Annotated in this window: 16 protein-coding genes; 4 read left to right on the plus strand and 12 right to left on the minus strand. The window is 70.3% G+C overall.

Going from position 1 to position 16,492, the window contains the following annotated elements:
- Positions 1-6: 6 nt before the first annotated feature.
- Entirely contained in the window at positions 7-1,185 is a 1,179-nt protein-coding gene (locus ACQBAS_RS08975; protein WP_427383457.1) for an AI-2E family transporter, read from the minus strand.
- Positions 1,186-1,322: 137 nt separating this feature from the next.
- Between ACQBAS_RS08975 and ACQBAS_RS08980 the strand changes: the two genes are divergently transcribed.
- Positions 1,323-3,731 (plus strand): ExeM/NucH family extracellular endonuclease, encoded by a 2,409-nt coding sequence (locus tag ACQBAS_RS08980; RefSeq protein WP_427383458.1) that lies wholly within the window; start codon positions 1,323-1,325, stop codon positions 3,729-3,731.
- A gap of 255 nt (positions 3,732-3,986) precedes the next feature.
- Positions 3,987-6,386, plus strand: a complete 2,400-nt coding sequence (locus ACQBAS_RS08985) for an immune inhibitor A domain-containing protein (protein ID WP_427383459.1) — start codon at positions 3,987-3,989, stop codon at positions 6,384-6,386.
- Between the two features lie 54 nt (positions 6,387-6,440).
- Here the strand turns inward: ACQBAS_RS08985 and ACQBAS_RS08990 are convergent, their stop codons facing one another.
- The 7 genes from ACQBAS_RS08990 to ACQBAS_RS09020 all read right to left on the minus strand — a co-directional run bounded on the left by ACQBAS_RS08990 (position 6,441) and on the right by ACQBAS_RS09020 (position 11,152).
- Positions 6,441-6,902 (minus strand): pilus assembly protein TadG-related protein, encoded by a 462-nt coding sequence (locus ACQBAS_RS08990; RefSeq protein ID WP_427383460.1) that lies wholly within the window; start codon positions 6,900-6,902, stop codon positions 6,441-6,443.
- Positions 6,899-7,417: a TadE/TadG family type IV pilus assembly protein gene (locus ACQBAS_RS08995; RefSeq protein WP_427383461.1), complete on the minus strand. Its 519-nt coding sequence runs from the start codon at positions 7,415-7,417 to the stop codon at positions 6,899-6,901. Before ACQBAS_RS08995 ends, ACQBAS_RS08990 begins: the two co-directional genes overlap by 4 nt.
- Positions 7,414-7,800 (minus strand): TadE family protein, encoded by a 387-nt coding sequence (locus ACQBAS_RS09000; RefSeq protein WP_427383462.1) that lies wholly within the window; start codon positions 7,798-7,800, stop codon positions 7,414-7,416. Before ACQBAS_RS09000 ends, ACQBAS_RS08995 begins: the two co-directional genes overlap by 4 nt.
- The gene (locus ACQBAS_RS09005) at positions 7,797-7,994 is read right to left on the minus strand and encodes a hypothetical protein (protein ID WP_427383463.1); all 198 of its coding nucleotides are present in this window, start codon (positions 7,992-7,994) and stop codon (positions 7,797-7,799) included. Before ACQBAS_RS09005 ends, ACQBAS_RS09000 begins: the two co-directional genes overlap by 4 nt.
- Before the next feature lie 101 nt (positions 7,995-8,095).
- Positions 8,096-9,049 carry a type II secretion system F family protein gene (locus ACQBAS_RS09010; protein WP_427383464.1) on the minus strand — a complete coding sequence of 318 codons (954 nt, stop codon included), beginning with the start codon at positions 9,047-9,049 and terminating at the stop codon, positions 8,096-8,098.
- Positions 9,046-9,924 (minus strand): type II secretion system F family protein, encoded by an 879-nt coding sequence (locus ACQBAS_RS09015; protein ID WP_427383465.1) that lies wholly within the window; start codon positions 9,922-9,924, stop codon positions 9,046-9,048. Before ACQBAS_RS09015 ends, ACQBAS_RS09010 begins: the two co-directional genes overlap by 4 nt.
- A gap of 4 nt (positions 9,925-9,928) precedes the next feature.
- Positions 9,929-11,152, minus strand: a complete 1,224-nt coding sequence (locus tag ACQBAS_RS09020) for a CpaF family protein (protein WP_427383466.1) — start codon at positions 11,150-11,152, stop codon at positions 9,929-9,931.
- Positions 11,153-11,350: 198 nt separating this feature from the next.
- Here ACQBAS_RS09020 and ACQBAS_RS09025 point away from each other — a divergent pair, with 198 nt between their 5' ends.
- Positions 11,351-12,505 (plus strand): class I SAM-dependent methyltransferase, encoded by a 1,155-nt coding sequence (locus ACQBAS_RS09025; RefSeq protein ID WP_427383467.1) that lies wholly within the window; start codon positions 11,351-11,353, stop codon positions 12,503-12,505.
- Positions 12,506-12,540: 35 nt separating this feature from the next.
- Here ACQBAS_RS09025 and ACQBAS_RS09030 read toward each other — a convergent pair whose 3' ends face one another.
- The 4 genes from ACQBAS_RS09030 to clpS are packed head-to-tail and all read right to left on the minus strand — an operon-like array spanning position 12,541 to position 15,145.
- The gene (locus ACQBAS_RS09030) at positions 12,541-13,308 is read right to left on the minus strand and encodes an MBL fold metallo-hydrolase (RefSeq protein WP_427383468.1); all 768 of its coding nucleotides are present in this window, start codon (positions 13,306-13,308) and stop codon (positions 12,541-12,543) included.
- On the minus strand, positions 13,299-14,108 hold the full coding sequence (murI, locus tag ACQBAS_RS09035; protein WP_427383469.1) for a glutamate racemase: 810 nt from the start codon (positions 14,106-14,108) through the stop codon (positions 13,299-13,301). Before murI ends, ACQBAS_RS09030 begins: the two co-directional genes overlap by 10 nt.
- A gap of 57 nt (positions 14,109-14,165) precedes the next feature.
- Positions 14,166-14,855, minus strand: a complete 690-nt coding sequence (locus ACQBAS_RS09040; protein ID WP_427383470.1) for a DUF2017 family protein — start codon at positions 14,853-14,855, stop codon at positions 14,166-14,168.
- The gene (gene clpS / locus ACQBAS_RS09045; RefSeq protein ID WP_427383471.1) at positions 14,855-15,145 is read right to left on the minus strand and encodes an ATP-dependent Clp protease adapter ClpS; all 291 of its coding nucleotides are present in this window, start codon (positions 15,143-15,145) and stop codon (positions 14,855-14,857) included. Before clpS ends, ACQBAS_RS09040 begins: the two co-directional genes overlap by 1 nt.
- Before the next feature lie 65 nt (positions 15,146-15,210).
- Between clpS and ACQBAS_RS09050 the strand changes: the two genes are divergently transcribed.
- Positions 15,211-16,473, plus strand: coding sequence for a nicotinate phosphoribosyltransferase (locus ACQBAS_RS09050; RefSeq protein WP_427385612.1), 1,263 nt, complete (start codon positions 15,211-15,213; stop codon positions 16,471-16,473).
- Positions 16,474-16,492: the final 19 nt, after the last annotated feature.

Below are 16,492 nucleotides of genomic sequence, written 5' to 3' on the forward strand. Positions count from 1 at the left end.
CGCGACTCAGGGCGAGGGCGCCGCGCGCTCGGCCACCTTCGGGCTGTTGGTCACGAACTGGCCGACCCAGGTCGCCCGCGGGTCGCGGTCGATGAGCAACGACTTGACGAAGAGGGTCAGCGGGATCGCGAGCAGCGCGCCCAGGGCCCCGAAGACGTAGGCCCAGAACATGAGCGACAGGAAGGACGTCGTCGCGTTGATGCCCACGGCGTCACCGGTGAACTTCGGCTGGAGAATCGACTGGATGACGAAGTTGACCACCGAGAAGACGATGATCACGGTGACCATGGGCCCGACCCCGCCATCGAGGAGCGCCAGCAGCGCCGGCGGCACGAGGCCGAGCACGAAGCCCACGTTGGGGATGTAGTTCGTCACGAAGGCCACGAGCCCGAAGGTGAAGGCGAGCGGCACGCCGATGATCTGCAGGGCGATGATGTCGAGCACCGCGACGATCGCGCCGAAGATCGTCGAGACCACCCAGTACTTGCGCACGCGCTCACCGAAGTCGACGAGCGCATCGGCCACGTCCGGCTTGTAGGAGTGGATGGCGCCGAGCGTCCGCGGGAAACCCAGGGCGTCCATCGTCAGGAAGATCATCACGGTGAGGATGAGGAGCAGCGCCGAGCCCATCCCGGAGAGGTACCCGGCGATGGCCTGTCCGATGCCGATGAGGTTCTTGAGGTCGAAGTTCTTCCAGAACTCGTCGATCTGCGTCTGGTCGATGCCACGGTCCGCGAGCATCTTCTCGGCGTTCGTCACGAGGTCGTTGAACTCGGCGCTGTAGTTGGGCAGGACGTCGATGAGCCGCCCCACGGCGATCCCGAGCGAGGCGAAGAGGGCCGCGATGATCCCGTAGAGGAGCACGATCAGGACGAGGCCGGCCACCACCTTCGGGACGTGGCGGGACACCCAGCGGTAGACCGGATACACGGCGATGAGGAGGGTCAGGGCGAGGAAGGTCGGGGCCACGATGGTCCCGATGGACCGCAGACCACCGATGGCGATGGTCGCGGCGCCGAGTCCCAGGAGCAGGGACAGGGTCGGCGAGAGCTGTGCCCGCACGGCTGGGGCCGGCGCGACGTGGTGGTCGTGGTGGGCGTCGGCGCTCGTCCCCACGGGGTCGGCGTCGCCAGCCTCCCCCGTCACGGGGCGATCGGGATCGGTCTGCGGGGTGGGCTCGGTCACGCGGTCAGCCTAGGTGCCGACGCCGACGGTGCGAATTGTTAACCCCCTATTCCCGTTTCGGACGTCCCGACATGAATAGGTTCGGGGGCGGTGCCGTGTCGGCGCCCTCCACTCATGCTTGAAGGAAAGGCTCAACCATGTCAGTCCGCTCCCTCGGGAGGCGCGGCCCCATCGGGCTCGCGCTCGGCACCACCGCGGCCCTCGCGCTCACCGGCGTCGTCGCCCTGCCGGCCAACGCGGCCGCCACCCACGTCATCATCACCGAGGCCTACGGCGGCGGTGGCAACTCCGGAGCCACGCTGACGAACGACTTCGTCGAGCTCAACAACCCGACCGGCGCCCCGATCTCGCTTGACGGCTACACGGTGCAGTACTTCTCCGCGAGCGGCAACCTCGGCAACACGTGCTCGCTGACCGGCACGTCGATCGCCGCGGGCTCCTCCTTCCTCATCCAGCAGGCCAAGGGCACCGGCGGCACCCAGCCGCTGCCGACGCCGGACGCCGTCTGCACCGCCGCCATGAGTGGCAGCGCCGGCACCGTCGCGCTCGTCAAGGACGGCGTGACCGTCGACCTCGTCGGCTGGGGATCGTCCACGACCAAGTTCGAGGGCGCCCCGGCCGCGGGCACGAGCAACACGACGTCGGTCGCCCGCAAGAGCCTCGACGACACCGACAACAACGCGGCCGACTTCGCCGTGGGCGCCCCGACGCCGGTCGCCAGCGGCGGCACGGGCGGCGGCGGCGACGAGGAGGCCGCGACGAAGGCCACCATCGCCGAGATCCAGGGCGCCGGCACGGCCTCCCCGCTCGCGGGCAAGGTCGTCGAGACGACGGGCGTCGTCACCGCGAACTACCCGACCGGCGGCTTCAACGGCTTCTACCTGCAGACCCCCGGTTCCGGCGGCGCCACCGACGCCACCCCGGGCGCCTCGGACGGCGTCTTCGTCTACGGCACGACCGACGTCACCATCGGTGACTGCTACACCGTCACCGGCACGGTCAAGGAGTTCAGCAGCCTCACCGAGCTGGCCGACGTCACGCTGACGCCCGCGACCGATTGCGCCCCCGTCGCGCCGGTCGAGCTCGCCGCCGTGCCGAGCACCACCGAGAAGGAGGCCCTCGAGGGCCAGCTCGTCCTGCCGGTCGGCACGCACACGATCACGAACAACTACAGCCTCAACCAGTTCGGCACGCTCGGCCTGACCCCCGGCGACAAGCCGCTCTACCAGGCCACCGACGTCGTGGCCCCCGGCCCGGAGGCCGTCGCCTACGAGGCCGCCAACAAGGCCAAGGAGATCCTCCTCGACGACGGCGCGAGCTGGAACTACATGACGAACGCGACGGCGCAGGACTCTCCCCTGCCGTGGCTCTCGCAGGACGAGCCGATGCGCACGGGCTCGCAGGTCACCTTCGCCAAGCCCGTCGTCCTCGACTACCGCTTCGGCTGGAACTACCAGCCCACCGGTCAGATCGTCGGCGCGACCGACTCGGACGACCCGCTGGTGACCGAGAACGACCGCGAGGAGACCGTGCCCGCCGTCGGCGGCGACGTGCGACTGGCCTCCTTCAACGTCCTGAACTACTTCACCGACCTCGGCGTCGACGAGAACGAGTTCAAGCACTGCGACTACTTCGCCGACCGCGACGGCAAGCCCGTCGCGACGGACTTCTGCGAGGTCCGCGGCGCGTGGACCGACGCCGCCTTCGCCGACCAGAAGGCGAAGCTCATCACGGCCGTCAACTCGCTCGACTCCGGCATCGTCGCCCTCTCCGAGATCGAGAACTCGGCCGGCCTGACGTGGATCAACCACGAGCGCGACTACGCCCTCGCCGAGTTCGTCGGCGAGCTCAACGCCGCGGGCGGCAACTGGGCCTACGCGGCCTCGCCGGTCGTCAACGCCGACAACGAGGACGTCATCCGCACGGCCTACATCTACAACCCGGACCTCGTGAAGACGAAGGGCGCGTCGACGATCCTGCTCGACGAGGCCTTCGCCAACGCTCGGTACCCGCTCGCGCAGGACTGGCAGGCGCGCAACTCCGCCACGAAGTTCACGACCATCACCAACCACTTCAAGTCGAAGGGTTCCGGCGAGGACGACGGCACCGGCCAGGGCAACTCCAACCCGTCCCGCGAGGCCCAGGCCCGCGCGCTGACGACGTGGGTCGACCAGAACTGGGCGGACGAGGCGGTCTTCCTCACGGGTGACTTCAACGCCTACGCCAAGGAAACCCCGGTCCAGATCATCGAGGCCGGCGGCTTCACGAACATCGTCAAGGAGTTCGAGCCGGAGTCCGCGAGCTACCAGTTCAGCGGTCGCCTCGGCTCCCTGGACCACATCTTCGTCAACGACAAGGCGAAGGCGCTCGTCACGGGCGCGGGCATCTGGGACATCAACGGCGACGAGTCGATCGCCATGCAGTACTCCCGCCGCAACTACAACGTGACGGACTTCTACACGACGTCCGCCTTCGCGTCCTCGGACCACGACCCGGCCGTTGCCGGGATCAACGTCGACGGCGCGTGGTGGGACACCCAGCGCTGAGTCTGACCGGACACGGCAGTACCGCCTGAGCGAAGGGGGCGGGTCGGGACGCATGTCCCGATCTGCCCCCTTCGTCATGTCCTGACCCATGCGGAACTGGACGATCCCTGCACTTTGAGGTCACAACCGCATAACGAAGCGAGCGCGTGTCCGCTGTCGGAGCCGGACGAGGCTTTGACTTCGTCCAATGCGCCCGCGGCGCTCGTAGCCTCCGCTCCCCCTCCGCCGCGCAGGGACAGTGTTCATCGACAAGGGATGGTTCACGTGAGTCAGTCACTGCTCGGCAGGAGGCGACGGCTCACCGGCCTGCTCGCCGCCACGACCCTCGCGATCGGCGCAGTCGCCGTCGCGGCCCCGTCTCAGGCCACACCCGATCAGGGCAAGGACCAGGGCAACAGCACGTACAAGAACGTCTCCGACAACCTGCGCAACCCGATGGCGATCAAGCAGGACGCCATGCGGCAGAAGGCGCTCGAGAAGCGGCTCCGGGGCGACAAGTCCGCGCAGGGCTCCGTCGCCAAGCTCGGCAAGGGGCAGTACGTCGAGCTCGAGCGCGAGGGCACGGACCGGATCTTCACCCTCCTCGTGGAGTTCGGTGACGAGCAGTACTCCAGCCCGACCTTCCAGGGTCCGCCGCCGGACGGCAGCGCGACCGACGTGACCGGTCCGCTGCACAACGAGATCCCGGAGCCGGACCGCTCGATCGACAACTCGACCCTGTGGCAGTCCGACTACAACCAGGCGCACTACGAGGACATGTACTTCAACCGCATGGCCACGTACTACGAGCGCCAGTCCTCGGGGCGTTACTCCGTCGAGGGTGACGTCACCGAGTGGGTGAAGGTCCCCTTCAACGAGGCGCTCTACGGCCGCAACTACTGCGGCGGCATCGTCTGCGCCACGAGCAAGGCCCTCGTGCGCGACGCCCTCGCGGTCTGGGTGCAGCAGCAGCTCGACGAGGGCAAGGCCCTCGCCGAGGTGACGGACTACCTCAAGACCTTCGACCAGCAGGACCGCTACGACATCGACGGTGACGGCAACTTCGCCGAGCCCGACGGCGTCATCGACCACTTCCAGATCGTGCACGCGGGCGGCGACGAGGCGGCCGGTGACCCGCACCAGGGCACCGACGCCATCTGGAGCCACCGCTGGTCGACGAACCTCCAGTCGGGCGGCCCGTACGGCGTCGGCGTGGACGTCGGCACCAACTCCGGCATCGTCCAGAGCGACCTCGTGCCGAACAACTCCACGGGCATCTGGGTCTACGACTACACGATGCAGCCGGAGAACGGCGGGCTCGGTGTCTTCGCGCACGAGTTCGGCCACGACCTCGGCCTGCCGGACCTCTACGACACCTCCGGCAACACCGGTGGCGCGGAGAACAGCACGGCCTTCTGGACCCTCATGTCGTCCGGCTCGAACATCGGCGACGGCTCCCCCGACGGCATCGGCGACGCCCCCACCGACCTCGGTGCGTGGGAGCTCTTCCAGCTCGGTTGGCTCTCGCCGCAGGGCTCGAGTGGCGCCTTCTATGACGTCGCCACGGCGGGCAAGCGCTCGTCGCACTCCCTCGGCTCCAACGTCCCAGCGACGAAGAAGGCCCAGGCCCTCTTCGTCGTCCTCCCCGACAAGGAGGTGCCCCAGTCCCTCGGCACGCCCTATGCCGGCGAGCGGATGTACTGGAGCACCGCCGGTGACGAGCTCGAGACGTCGATGACGCACGCGGCCACGCCCGGGACGCTCACGGCGAAGGTGAGCTACCAGATCGAGGCCGACTGGGACTACGCCTACCTCGAGGCCTCGCCGGATGGCGCGACGTGGACGCCGGTGCAGACGAACGTGTCGACGTCGACGAACCCGAACGAGCAGAACCAGGGCCACGGCATCACCGGCAGCTCGGCCGGGGCGTGGGTCGACCTGACCGGCACGCTGCCTGCGGGCACGACCCAGGTCCGGTTCCGCTACTGGACCGACGTCGCCGCCACCGAGCCCGGCCTGCTCGTCGACGACGTGGCGCTCGACGGCACGCTCATCGGCACGGCCGAGACGGACGAAGGGTGGACCTTCGACGGGTTCGTGGAGACGACCGGCACGGAGACCCAGACGTTCTTCAACGCCTACGTCGCCGAGAACCGTCAGTACGACGGCTACGACGCGTCGCTGAAGACCGCCTACAACTTCGGGTTCTCCCCGGAGAAGCCGGACTGGGTCGAGACGTTCCCGTACCAGAACGGCCTCCTGGTCTCGTACTGGGACACGTCGCAGGCGGACAACAACGTCGGCGACCACCCCGGCGCGGGCCTGATCCTGCCCGTCGACGCGCACCCGGACTTCAGTCACTGGTCGGACGGGACGCTGCTGCGGCCGCGGTTCCTCTCGGCCGACTCGACCTTCGGGCTCGAGGCGACGGATGAGACCACGGTGCACAACGCCGGCATGGAGACCACGATCCCGTCGAAGCCGGCGGTGCCGGTCTTCGACGACACGAAGTCGTGGTGGTTCAACGCCGACGAGCACGCCGCGACCGGCAGCCACGCCGGCCGTTACGAGCCGGGCTGGTACAGCGTCGACGTGCCGAAGACTGGCACGACCGTGCGCGTCGTCAGCTCCTCGAAGCAGGGCAACGAGCTGAACCTCGTCGTCGCCCCGAAGTGATCCACCCTCGCCGCCCGCCGGGTCCTCCCGGCGGGCGGCGAGGCACGTCCGCCCTCATTCGATCGTCGCGCGCGCTCTGGACTGGACGGTGATCGTCACACTCCCGGCGGTACCGGGCAGTACCGAACTGACGAGCGGGATCGGCGCGACGCCGGTGAGAACGACGACGGCGGTGTCCCCGTCGGCGACCCCGGTGCCCGGAGCGAGGTCCCACGAGGCGATGCCGGGCGGAAGCCCCCGACGGCCGAGGTACGCCGCGGCCTCCCCCACGACCTCCTCGTCGGTGAGGGCGAGCCCGTCCTGGGGCACCTGCTCCCCGTAGAGGGAGTCGCGGGCCGCGTCGGCGGCGTCCAGCGCGGCCGAGTCCGCCGCGTCAAGCAGACGCATTCGAGCGAGGTGCGCCGACGTCACCCCGATGCCGACGACGATCGCCAGCATGGTGACGACGACGAGGCCGATGATGAGCGGGGTGATCGCCCCCGTCTCGGCACGGCGGGACGTCAGGCGGGTCGTCACGGCGTGACCCCCACGTAGCGCGGGACGACCGAGACCTGGGTCGCGGTGATCGGCACCGACAGGGGCAGAGCCCCGGCGGCGATGTCGGGCACGAAGGGGAGCGGCACCACGACCGTCGCCGTCGCCATGACGTCCGACTGCGGGGTCAGACAGGGCGTGGCTGCGCAGGCGAGCGTCAGCTCCCCGGCGCCCCCGAAGCCCTGATCCGCGAAGGCGAGTTCCGCAGCCGCGGCGGCGCGTTGGCGCGCCTCCGGCTCGGAGCCGGCCGTGATGAAGGTGCGGCCGGCCTCGCGGGCGGCCTGCGTCACGGCGTAGCTCCCGGCCTGAACCCGGGCCAGGGCGAGAACGAGGTACACGAGCGGGATGAGGAGGACGACGGCCAGGACGATGAACTCGACGATGGCAGAACCGGATTCGCGGCCCCCTTCGCCGAACAACCGGGCCCAGCGTGCTCGCAGCCACGTTGTCGTCGTTGTCGTCGTTGTGGTCGCTCTCGTCGTCGTCAGAGCCGTCACTGCCCCTCCTGGAACGCACGCCCGACGAGATCAAAGTCGGCGCCCACGCCGTAGATGCCCAGGACCGGGACGGGCGCGTGGACCCGCACGACGACGACCTCGACGCCGCCCGCCACGCCGGTCCCCGCGCTGACGCCGGAGGCATACGAGTCGGCGAGCGAGGCCGCGATGAGCTCCCTCGTCCGGTCAGCCCCCTCGGCCGGACTCGAACCGAGCCGGGCGCCATAGCGGGCGCCTTCCGCCGCACACGAGATGAGTGTGTTGCGCACGTGCATCGTGAAGGCGACCTGGAGGACCCCGAGGAAGAGGACGCTCAACAGCGCGGCGACCATGGCGAACTCGGCGACCGCGCTTCCCCGTTCGCGGTCGTCCCCCCGACTCACTTCGGCCCGGTGACCGAGCTCATCGCGTTGTTGAACATCGTCTGGAAGGCATTGCCGGCCAGCGCCCAGATGAGCGTGACAAGTCCGGCCGTCATGATGGTGATGAGGACCCAGCCGGGGACGTCGCCGCGCTCGCCGTCGGGTCGGGACAGGGTGTGCAGGACCCGGGTGTGGGCCGTGATGAGCACGTTCATGATTGTTGCCTCTCTGAAGGGGTGGTGCTGTGTCGGATGTGGATCGGTGGGTGACCTGATCGGTGTCTGGCAGCGGAGATGTCTCGTGTCGTGGCTCGGCCTCACATCCGGAAGGTGAAGAACTGGAAACCGGGGAAGAGGGCGAAGAGGACGGTGATGGGCAGCACCAGGAAGACGACCGGAATCATCATCGCGATCTCCTTCTTGCCGCCCTCCTCCATCACGGCACGCCGCCCCTCCTCGCGCACGTCCTGCGCCTGGGCGCGCAGCACTTCCGCAAGCGGGGTCCCGCGTTCGACCGCGACGATCATGCCGTCGACGAACCGGGCGAGGCTCGCCAGCCCCGTGCGGTCCGCGAGGCCCTGGAGCGCGGTGGGCAGATTGGCCCCCGCACGGGCATCCGCGAGGCAGCGGCCGAGCTCGCTCGACAGCTCTCCGTGGGAGAGTCGGACGACCCTGTCGAGCGCACCGACCGCCCCTTCGCCCGCGCTGACGGCCAACGCGAGCAGCTCGGCGATGGTGGGGAACTCGGCGAGCATCTGCGCTTCACGCTTCGTGGCGTCCCGCGAGAGGGACTGGTCCTTGAGGACCACGCCCCCGGCCAGCCCCAGCCCCGTCAACAGGACGAGGATCACCGGCGACGTACCGCGAGCCGCGACGACGACGGCACCGACCAGTGCCGCACCGACGGCCCCGACGAGACCCCACAACACCTGTTGAGCACGGAAGCGTTCGACGTCCGGCTCGTGTCCCGCGCGGAGCAGTCGGCGCCGCACCGAGTCCGCGCCACCCAGCATCCGTTCGACCCAGCGGCCGAGATCGGCGATGACCGGCGCGGCAAGGACGCCGAGTGCCGAGGAGGTGCCGACGGTCGGCCGCTGGAGGAGGGTCGAGGGTCGTGGCGTGTCGACGAGGTACGGGGCGAGGCGGTCCTCGAGGGTGATCCGGCGATGTCGAGGCAGACCGCGCAGGATCAACAGCAGGCCCAGACCGCCGATGAATCCGAGCAGTGCACCGGAGCGGCCGAGACCGAGATCTGCGAGCAGATCGCTCATCGCAGCACCCTCCGGTCCTCGCTGAGCCGCCCGATCCAGAGCATGAGGCGGTAGGCGATGATCGACGCCGCCGCCCCGACGGCCAGGACGAGCGCGCCGGCACCGGACGAGTAGGCGCGGACCGCGTCCCCTCGGGTGCTCATCATCGCGAGGACGATCCACGGCGCGGCCACCGCCAACCGCGCCGCGTTCACCGTCCACGACTGCCGGGTCTCCAGCTCGGACCGCGTCCGGGCGTCCTCGCGGAGGAAGACGGACAGCGTGCGGAGCAAGAGGCCGAGATCCGAACCGCCCACCTCGCGGGCGATGCGCAGGGACTCGATGAGCCGGTCGCCGACGGGATCCGCCAGACGGTCCTTCAGACGGTCGAGGCAGTCGTTGAACCTGCCGGTGGTGCGGTAGTCGTGGGCGAAGTCGGCGAAGGCCGGCCGGAGGTCCTCGGGACCGCGATGGGCCAACTGGGCCAGCGCCTCGGGCAGGGCCAGCCCCGCGCGGACCGCGGAGGTGATGTTGTCGACCGCGTCGGGCCACAGGTCGCGCAATGAGGCCCGGCGCCGGCGGGCTCGCATGCGCATGAGCGCGATCGGAGCCCACGCCGCCATGGCGGCGAAGCACGCGGCGATGGCCGCGACCTTCGTCATGAGGAAGAACAAGAGGAAGACGAGGACGAAGGCGATGACGCAGGCGGTCAACAGCGTCCGAGCACCGATGCTCTCGTACCCGGCCTGGACGAGGGCGTCCGTGATCCGGTCCTCGACGCTCGGGCGTCGGGCCTGCCCCTCCGCGGCGGCGGCCGGCACGGGACGCGGCCAGAAGGACCAGTAGACGAGGAAGAGTCCGGCGCCGAGGAGGAGGCCGGGCAGGAGGGTCAGCACGAGATCACTCCGGCGCCAGCAGCGCGGCGACGTCGTAGCCAGCCGCCTCGAAGCGGTCCACGTGCGGCGGGAACCCGTCGGCCCGCATGAGTTCGCCGTTGCGACGGACGAAGAGGTCGGCGATCTCGATGACGTCTCCCTCGGCGCGGCCGGGCACGGCGGCGATTTCCCGGATACGCCGGACGCCGTCACGTTCGAGCGCCGCATGCACGACGAGGTCGATGGAGCCAGCCACCGTCGGGACGACGAAGCGCGACCCCACGTTCTCCCCGGCGAGCAGCGGCAGGGTGCACATCTTCGTGATCGCCTCGCGGGCGCTGTTGGCGTGGATGGTCGCCATCCCCGGCAGGCCGCTGTTGAGGGCGATCAGCAGGTCGAGACTCTCGGCCTGGCGGACCTCGCCGACGATGATCCGCGAGGGCCGCATCCGCAGGGCCTCCTTGACGAGGCGACGGAGCGGAACCTCGCCCGTCCCCTCGAGGCTCGGCTGCCGACACTGCATCGCCGCGACGTCACGCAGGGGGAGCTTCAACTCGAAGACCTCCTCGCAGGTGACGACCCGCTCGCGCGGCGGAATGGCCGAGCTGAGGCAGTTGAGCATCGTCGTCTTGCCGGCCTGGGTGCCCCCGGCCACGAGGATGTTGAGGCCGGCGACCACAGCGGCCTCGAGGAAGCGGGCCGCCTGCGGGGTCAGCGTTCCCAGCCGCACGAGGTCGTCCATGGAGTCCGCCTTGACGACGAACTTGCGGATGTTGACCGCCCAGTGCGCGCGGGTGATGTCCGGGATGACGACGTGCAGGCGCGAGCCGTCGGCGAGGACGGCATCGACGAAGGGGGAACTCAGGTCCACGCGGCGACCGCTGGACTTGAGCATCCGCTCGACGAGGTCGCGCACCCCGTCGGCCGTGAGGATCGTCGTCGTCAGTTCAGCGACGCCGCCCCTCGCGACGAACACCTGGCTCGGGCTGTTGACCCAGATCTCCTCGACGGTCGGGTCGTCGAAGTACTTCTGGAGCGGACCGAATCCGGCCACGACGTCCATGACGGCCTTCACGGTGTCCTCGATGTTGCCCAGCCGGGGCAGTCCACCGTGGATCGAGCGCTCGTCGTAGTCGAGGGCGGCGTCACGCACGAGTTGGTTGACCTCGCCGGTGTCACGGACCGGATCGAGGCCCGATCGGCGGATCAGTTCCCGCACCTCGTGCTCGACCGTCTGCACGGCTTCCATCGCGACGATTCCCCCTTGGCGACCGCTCCCCCTGCGGAGCAGTCCGTTTTGTACCTTCCCGATCCTGCCAAGAATCGACCGACCGGCAACTTGAGTTGTCCACAGGCGCTCGCGCTTGGCCGGCGAACGCGACATACACGTCAGGCCCGCGAAGCCGCGGCGGTCCATCACTCGACGTCCGGGCCGTAGGCTCGCCGGGTGCCCGACCACGTGAACCCCACCCCCTCCGCAGCCCTCGCCGACATCGCCCCCCGGCTCGGCCGCCGGCCCGACATCGAGGCGCCCTCGCTGCTCGCGCACGACGCCACCGACCGGCTCGTGCTCGCCGAGGCCGAGGGCTTGGGACTCGGTGCCGCCCCCGGGCAACTGCCCGCCGACGTCGTCGTCATCGGTGACCGCCACGGCGCCCTCACTCTCGCGGCCCTCGCCGGCGGCGTCGACCATGTGCGGGTCCACCAGGACGAACTGACCGGCGAACTCGCCCTGGCCGCCAACGCCGAGACGCTCGGGCTGACCGGCTTCACCCATCACCCCCTCGGCGCCGACCTCCTCGCCGGCGCCCGCCTCGTGCTGCTCCAACTCCCCCGCTCGTTGGACGCCCTCGACGAGATCGCGGCGCACGTCGCGGCGCACGCCCACCCGGAGGTCCGCGTCGTCGCCGGCGGCCGCCTCAAGCACATGTCGCGCACCATGAACGACGTGCTCGCTCGCCACTTCGCGCGCATCGACGTCAGCCTCGCGCAGCAGAAGTCACGTGTCCTCCACGCGGCCGAGCCCCTCCCGACGAGCACCCTCGACTGGCCCCGCACCGAGCGTCACGGCGACCTCGCCGTCGTCGCCCACGGCGGGGTCTTCGCCGGCACCGGCCTCGACATCGGCACCCGGCACCTGCTCACCTTCGAGCCGCAGATGCGCGCCGCCGACACGGCCATCGACCTCGGCTGTGGCAGCGGCGTACTCGCCACGAGCCTCGCCCTCGCCCGCCCCGACAGTCGCGTCATCGCCACCGACCAGTCCAGCGCCGCCGTCGCGTCGGCCACCGCCACGGCCGCGGCCAATGGTGTCGGCGAGCGGGTCCGGGTCGTGCGCGACAACGGGCTCGCGTCACAGCCGGACGCGAGCGCCGACCTCATCGTGCTCAACCCGCCGTTCCACGCGGGCGCGGCCGTCGCCCCCGACATCGCCCCGCGCCTCTTCGAGCACGCCGCCCGCGTCCTGCGCCCCGGTGGCGAGCTCTGGTGCGTCTACAACTCGCACCTCGACCACAAGGGAGCGCTGGCCAAGATCGTCGGTCGCACCCGTCAGGCGGGACGCAACGCGAAGTTCACCGTGACCGTCTCGACCCGCCGCTGATCCGCCTCGCCTGGGCGCTCGCGACGCCGCCCGGCTCAGAGGGTGTGGGTCTCCCCCGCTACCGCGAGCTCGACGGTGCCGGGCCACACGTCCTGCGCCTGGGCGCGGCACACCTCCGGGTCGTTCCACGCCGGGATGTGCGTCAGCATGAGGCGCCGCACTCCCCCGGCGGCGACGGCCGCCTCGGCAGCGCGGCGACCACTGAGGTGGATGCCCGCTGTCTCGTCGCGCCCGTCGACGAAGGCGGAGTCGCTCAGGACGAGGTCGGCTCCGCCGAAGAGGCGGCCGAGCGCCTCGCACGTGTCGGTGTCACCGCTGTAGGCGAGCGTGACGCCGTAGGCCTCCACCCGGAAGCCGTAGGCCTCGACGGGGTGGTTGACGAGCACGGGCGTGATGACGAAGGGGCCGACATGGATCGACAGCCCGTCGACGATCCGGCGGAAGTCGAATTCGCGCGTCATCCCCGCCTCGTCGATGCCCTCGTAGGCGGCCGCGAGCCGGTCGGCGGTGCCCTGCGGACCGTAGACGGGCAAACGCTGCTCGAGCGGCCCCTCCGGCCGGTACTTGCGGGTGACGTAGAGACCGGTGAGATCGAGGCAGTGGTCGGGGTGCAGATGGCTGATGAGGACGGCGTCGACCTCCGCGGGGTCCACGTGCCGCTGGAGCGACCCGAGGGCGCCGCTGCCCAGATCGAGGAGGATCCGGAAGGGGCGACCTTCGTGCTCGGCGGTCACGAGGTAGCTGGACGCGGCGGAGTTGGGGCCGGGGAAGGACCCCGAGCAGCCGACGATCGTCAGGTCCATCCGTCCCCCAGGTTGCCGTGGACGTCGACGACCTCGGGACCGAGGAAGCGACGGGCCAGGCGCCGGAACTCGTCCGGGTCGCCCGTGGTCGAGAAGCCGTGCGACGGCGCCGGGAGCGAGTCCGGACGCAGTTCGTCGCGGTCGGCCAGGACCCGGTAGAGGTCCTTGGCCGTCTCCTCGGCGGAGGAGACGAGCGTGACGGTGTCACCCATGACGTAGGAGATGACACCGGTGAGCAGCGGGTAGTGCGTGCAACCGAGCACGAGGGTGTCGACGCCGGCCGCGATGACCGGCTCGAGGTACTGCCGGGCCACGGCGATGAGCTCGCTGCCACCCGTCACCCCGGCCTCGACGAACTCGACGAACCGCGGGCACGGCTGGCTCGTGACCTGCACGTGCGGGGCCGCGGCGAAGAGGTCGACGTAGGCCTGGGACTGGTGGGTGCCGACGGTCGAGATGACGCCGACACGGTCCGCCCGGGTGGCCGCGGCCGCGCGCCGCACAGCGGGCCGGATGACCTCGACGACGGGGACGTCGTAGCGCTCACGCGCGTCGTGCAGGACGGCGGCGCTGGCCGTGTTGCAGGCGATGACGAGGGCCTTGACGCCGTGATCGACGAGGCGATCGAGACACTCCAGGGCGAACTGGCGACTCTCGGCGATCGGCCGCGGACCGTAGGGCGCCCGAGCGGTGTCACCGAGGTAGGCGATCGACTCGTGTGGCAGCTGATCGAGGACGGCGCGCGCCACCGTCAGCCCTCCGTAGCCGGAGTCGAAGATCCCGATCGGCGCGTCAACCACGCTGGCAACCTTAGGACGCCCCGGCCGAGGCGCCGCATCCCCGCCGCGTCGGCTCCGTCACACCTGTCGGGTCAGGGCGAGGGTCAGGGTCTCCTGCAGCCAGGTCAGGAAGTCGTAGACGGCCATCGCGAAAACGGTCGGGTCGTCGTCGTCGGCATCCGCCAGCGCCGCCTCGATCCGATCGGCGTCGTCGTCGGTGCGCAGCCCGAGGCGGTCCCCCATGACGAGTCGGACGTCGGTGAGGGCGATGAGGAACTGCGGGGCACGGGCCACGTCGACCACGACCTCGTCCGTGGGCGAGTCCGCCGCTGCGTCCAGGGCCGCGAGCGCAACGTCGAGGTTGGCGACCTTCCGCGAGCGCAGTCCCGGCTCGGTGAGCCGCCGGTACTCCGAGGCGACCTGCTCGTCCTCGCGGTTGCCGGCGGGGAAGAGTCGGTCGAGCGCCGGGTCCCGCTGGCGCTCGAGGCCGAAGTCCCGCCCCGGCAGGTCCGCGGGCGAGTCGGGCACGACCGGGTCGGGCCGCTGATCCTCGGCGGAGACGCTCACGCCGAAGCTGCCGCCGAGTCCGGCGACGATGGCGTCGAAGGGGTCGTCCCCGGTCCCCGCGGACGGAGACAGTGGCGGGCGTGAGCCCTCGGGCTCGATGAGTTCGCGCACCTGCTCCATCAGTTCGGCGACGATCTGCCGCTCCTGGGCGTCGAGTCGCGCGACCAGCCGGTCCCCGTCACGCTCGAAGGCGTGCGCCATCAGATGTCCTTCTGGAAGGTCGCCCACAGGCCGTAGCCCTGCAGTGCCTCGGTGTCGATCTCCATCTTCTCCCGGGGTCCGTGGGAGACGACGGCACGACCCTTCTCGTGGACGTCGAGCATGAGCCGTTCCGCCTTGGCACGCGGATAGCCGAAATGGGTCTCGAAGACGTAGGTCACATAGGACATGAGGTTGACCGGGTCGTTCCAGACGAGGGTGATCCACGGGACATCAGCCTCCGTGACGTCCTCCGGGACAACGAGGTCGGCTTCGGCGGGAGCGATGGACACGCCTCCCACCATAAGGTGCTGACGTGACCTCCACTGCCCTGCTGACGGACCACTACGAGCTGACGATGCTCGAGGCGGCACTGCGCTCCGGCGCCGCCTCCCGTCAGTGCGTCTTCGAGACCTTCGCGCGTCGCCTGCCCGACGGGCGGCGCTACGGCGTCGTCGCGGGCACGGGCCGGGTCCTCGACGCGATCGAGCAGTTCCGGTTCGGCAACGACGAGATCGCCTTCCTGCGGGAGCGGAGCATCGTCGACGAGCAGACCCTCGACTTCCTGGCCTGCTACCGCTTCGACGGGAACATCTGGGGTTACGCCGAGGGTGAGGCCTACTTCCCCTACTCCCCCGTCCTCGTCGTCGAGGCCGACTTCGCCCACGGGGTCATCCTTGAGACGATGATCCTCTCGATCCTCAACCACGACAGCGCGATCGCGTCGGCCGCCTCGAGGATGACGGGCGCGGCGGGCACGCGCCCGTGCATCGAGATGGGCTCGCGCCGCACCCACGACGGCGCGGCCGTCGCCGCGGCCCGCGCCGCCCACATCGCCGGCTTCACGTCGACCTCGAACCTCGAGGCCGGCCGCACGTACGGCGTGCCCACGACCGGCACCGCCGCGCACGCCTTCACCCTCCTGCACGACGACGAGGAGAGCGCCTTCCGCGCGCAGGTCGACTCGCTCGGCGTCGGCACGACGCTGCTCGTCGACACCTACGACGTGACGAAGGGGGTCGCCACCGCCGTCGAGGTCGCTGGCACCGGCCTCGGTGGGGTGCGGCTCGACTCGGGTGACCTCCTGATCCAGGCGCAGGAGGTCCGTGCCCAGCTCGACGCGCTCGGCGCCACGGAGACGAAGATCGTCGTCACCTCCGATCTGGACGAGTACGCCATCGCCGCGCTGGCAGCCGGCCCGGTCGACGCGTACGGCGTCGGCACCCAGCTCGTGACCGGGTCGGGGGCGCCGACGGCGGGCATGGTCTACAAGCTCGTGGCCCGCGCCGACGACGACGGCAGGATGATCGGGGTGGCCAAGAAGTCGCAGGACAAGATCTCCGTCGGCGGGCGGAAGTACGCCCTGCGGCGCCGGTCTGCCAACGGTATGGCAGAGGCCGAGCTCCTCGGCATCGGCGAACTGCCGGAGGGCGACGGGGATGACCGCGAGCTCCTGGTCGAACTCGTCCGGGACGGTGTCGTCGTCGGGCGGGAGCACACCATGCTCGAGGCGGCCCGCGCCCGGCACGAGGCCTCGACCCAGGAGTTGCCGCGCGCAGCGCATCAGCTCTCCCGTGGTCAGGCCGCGATCGAGACGCACTTCCTCACCGACACCCCCTGACCATCGGCGCCGGCGCACA

The organism is Janibacter zhaoxuefangae, assembly GCF_050271985.1.
GTDB lineage: Bacteria > Actinomycetota > Actinomycetes > Actinomycetales > Dermatophilaceae.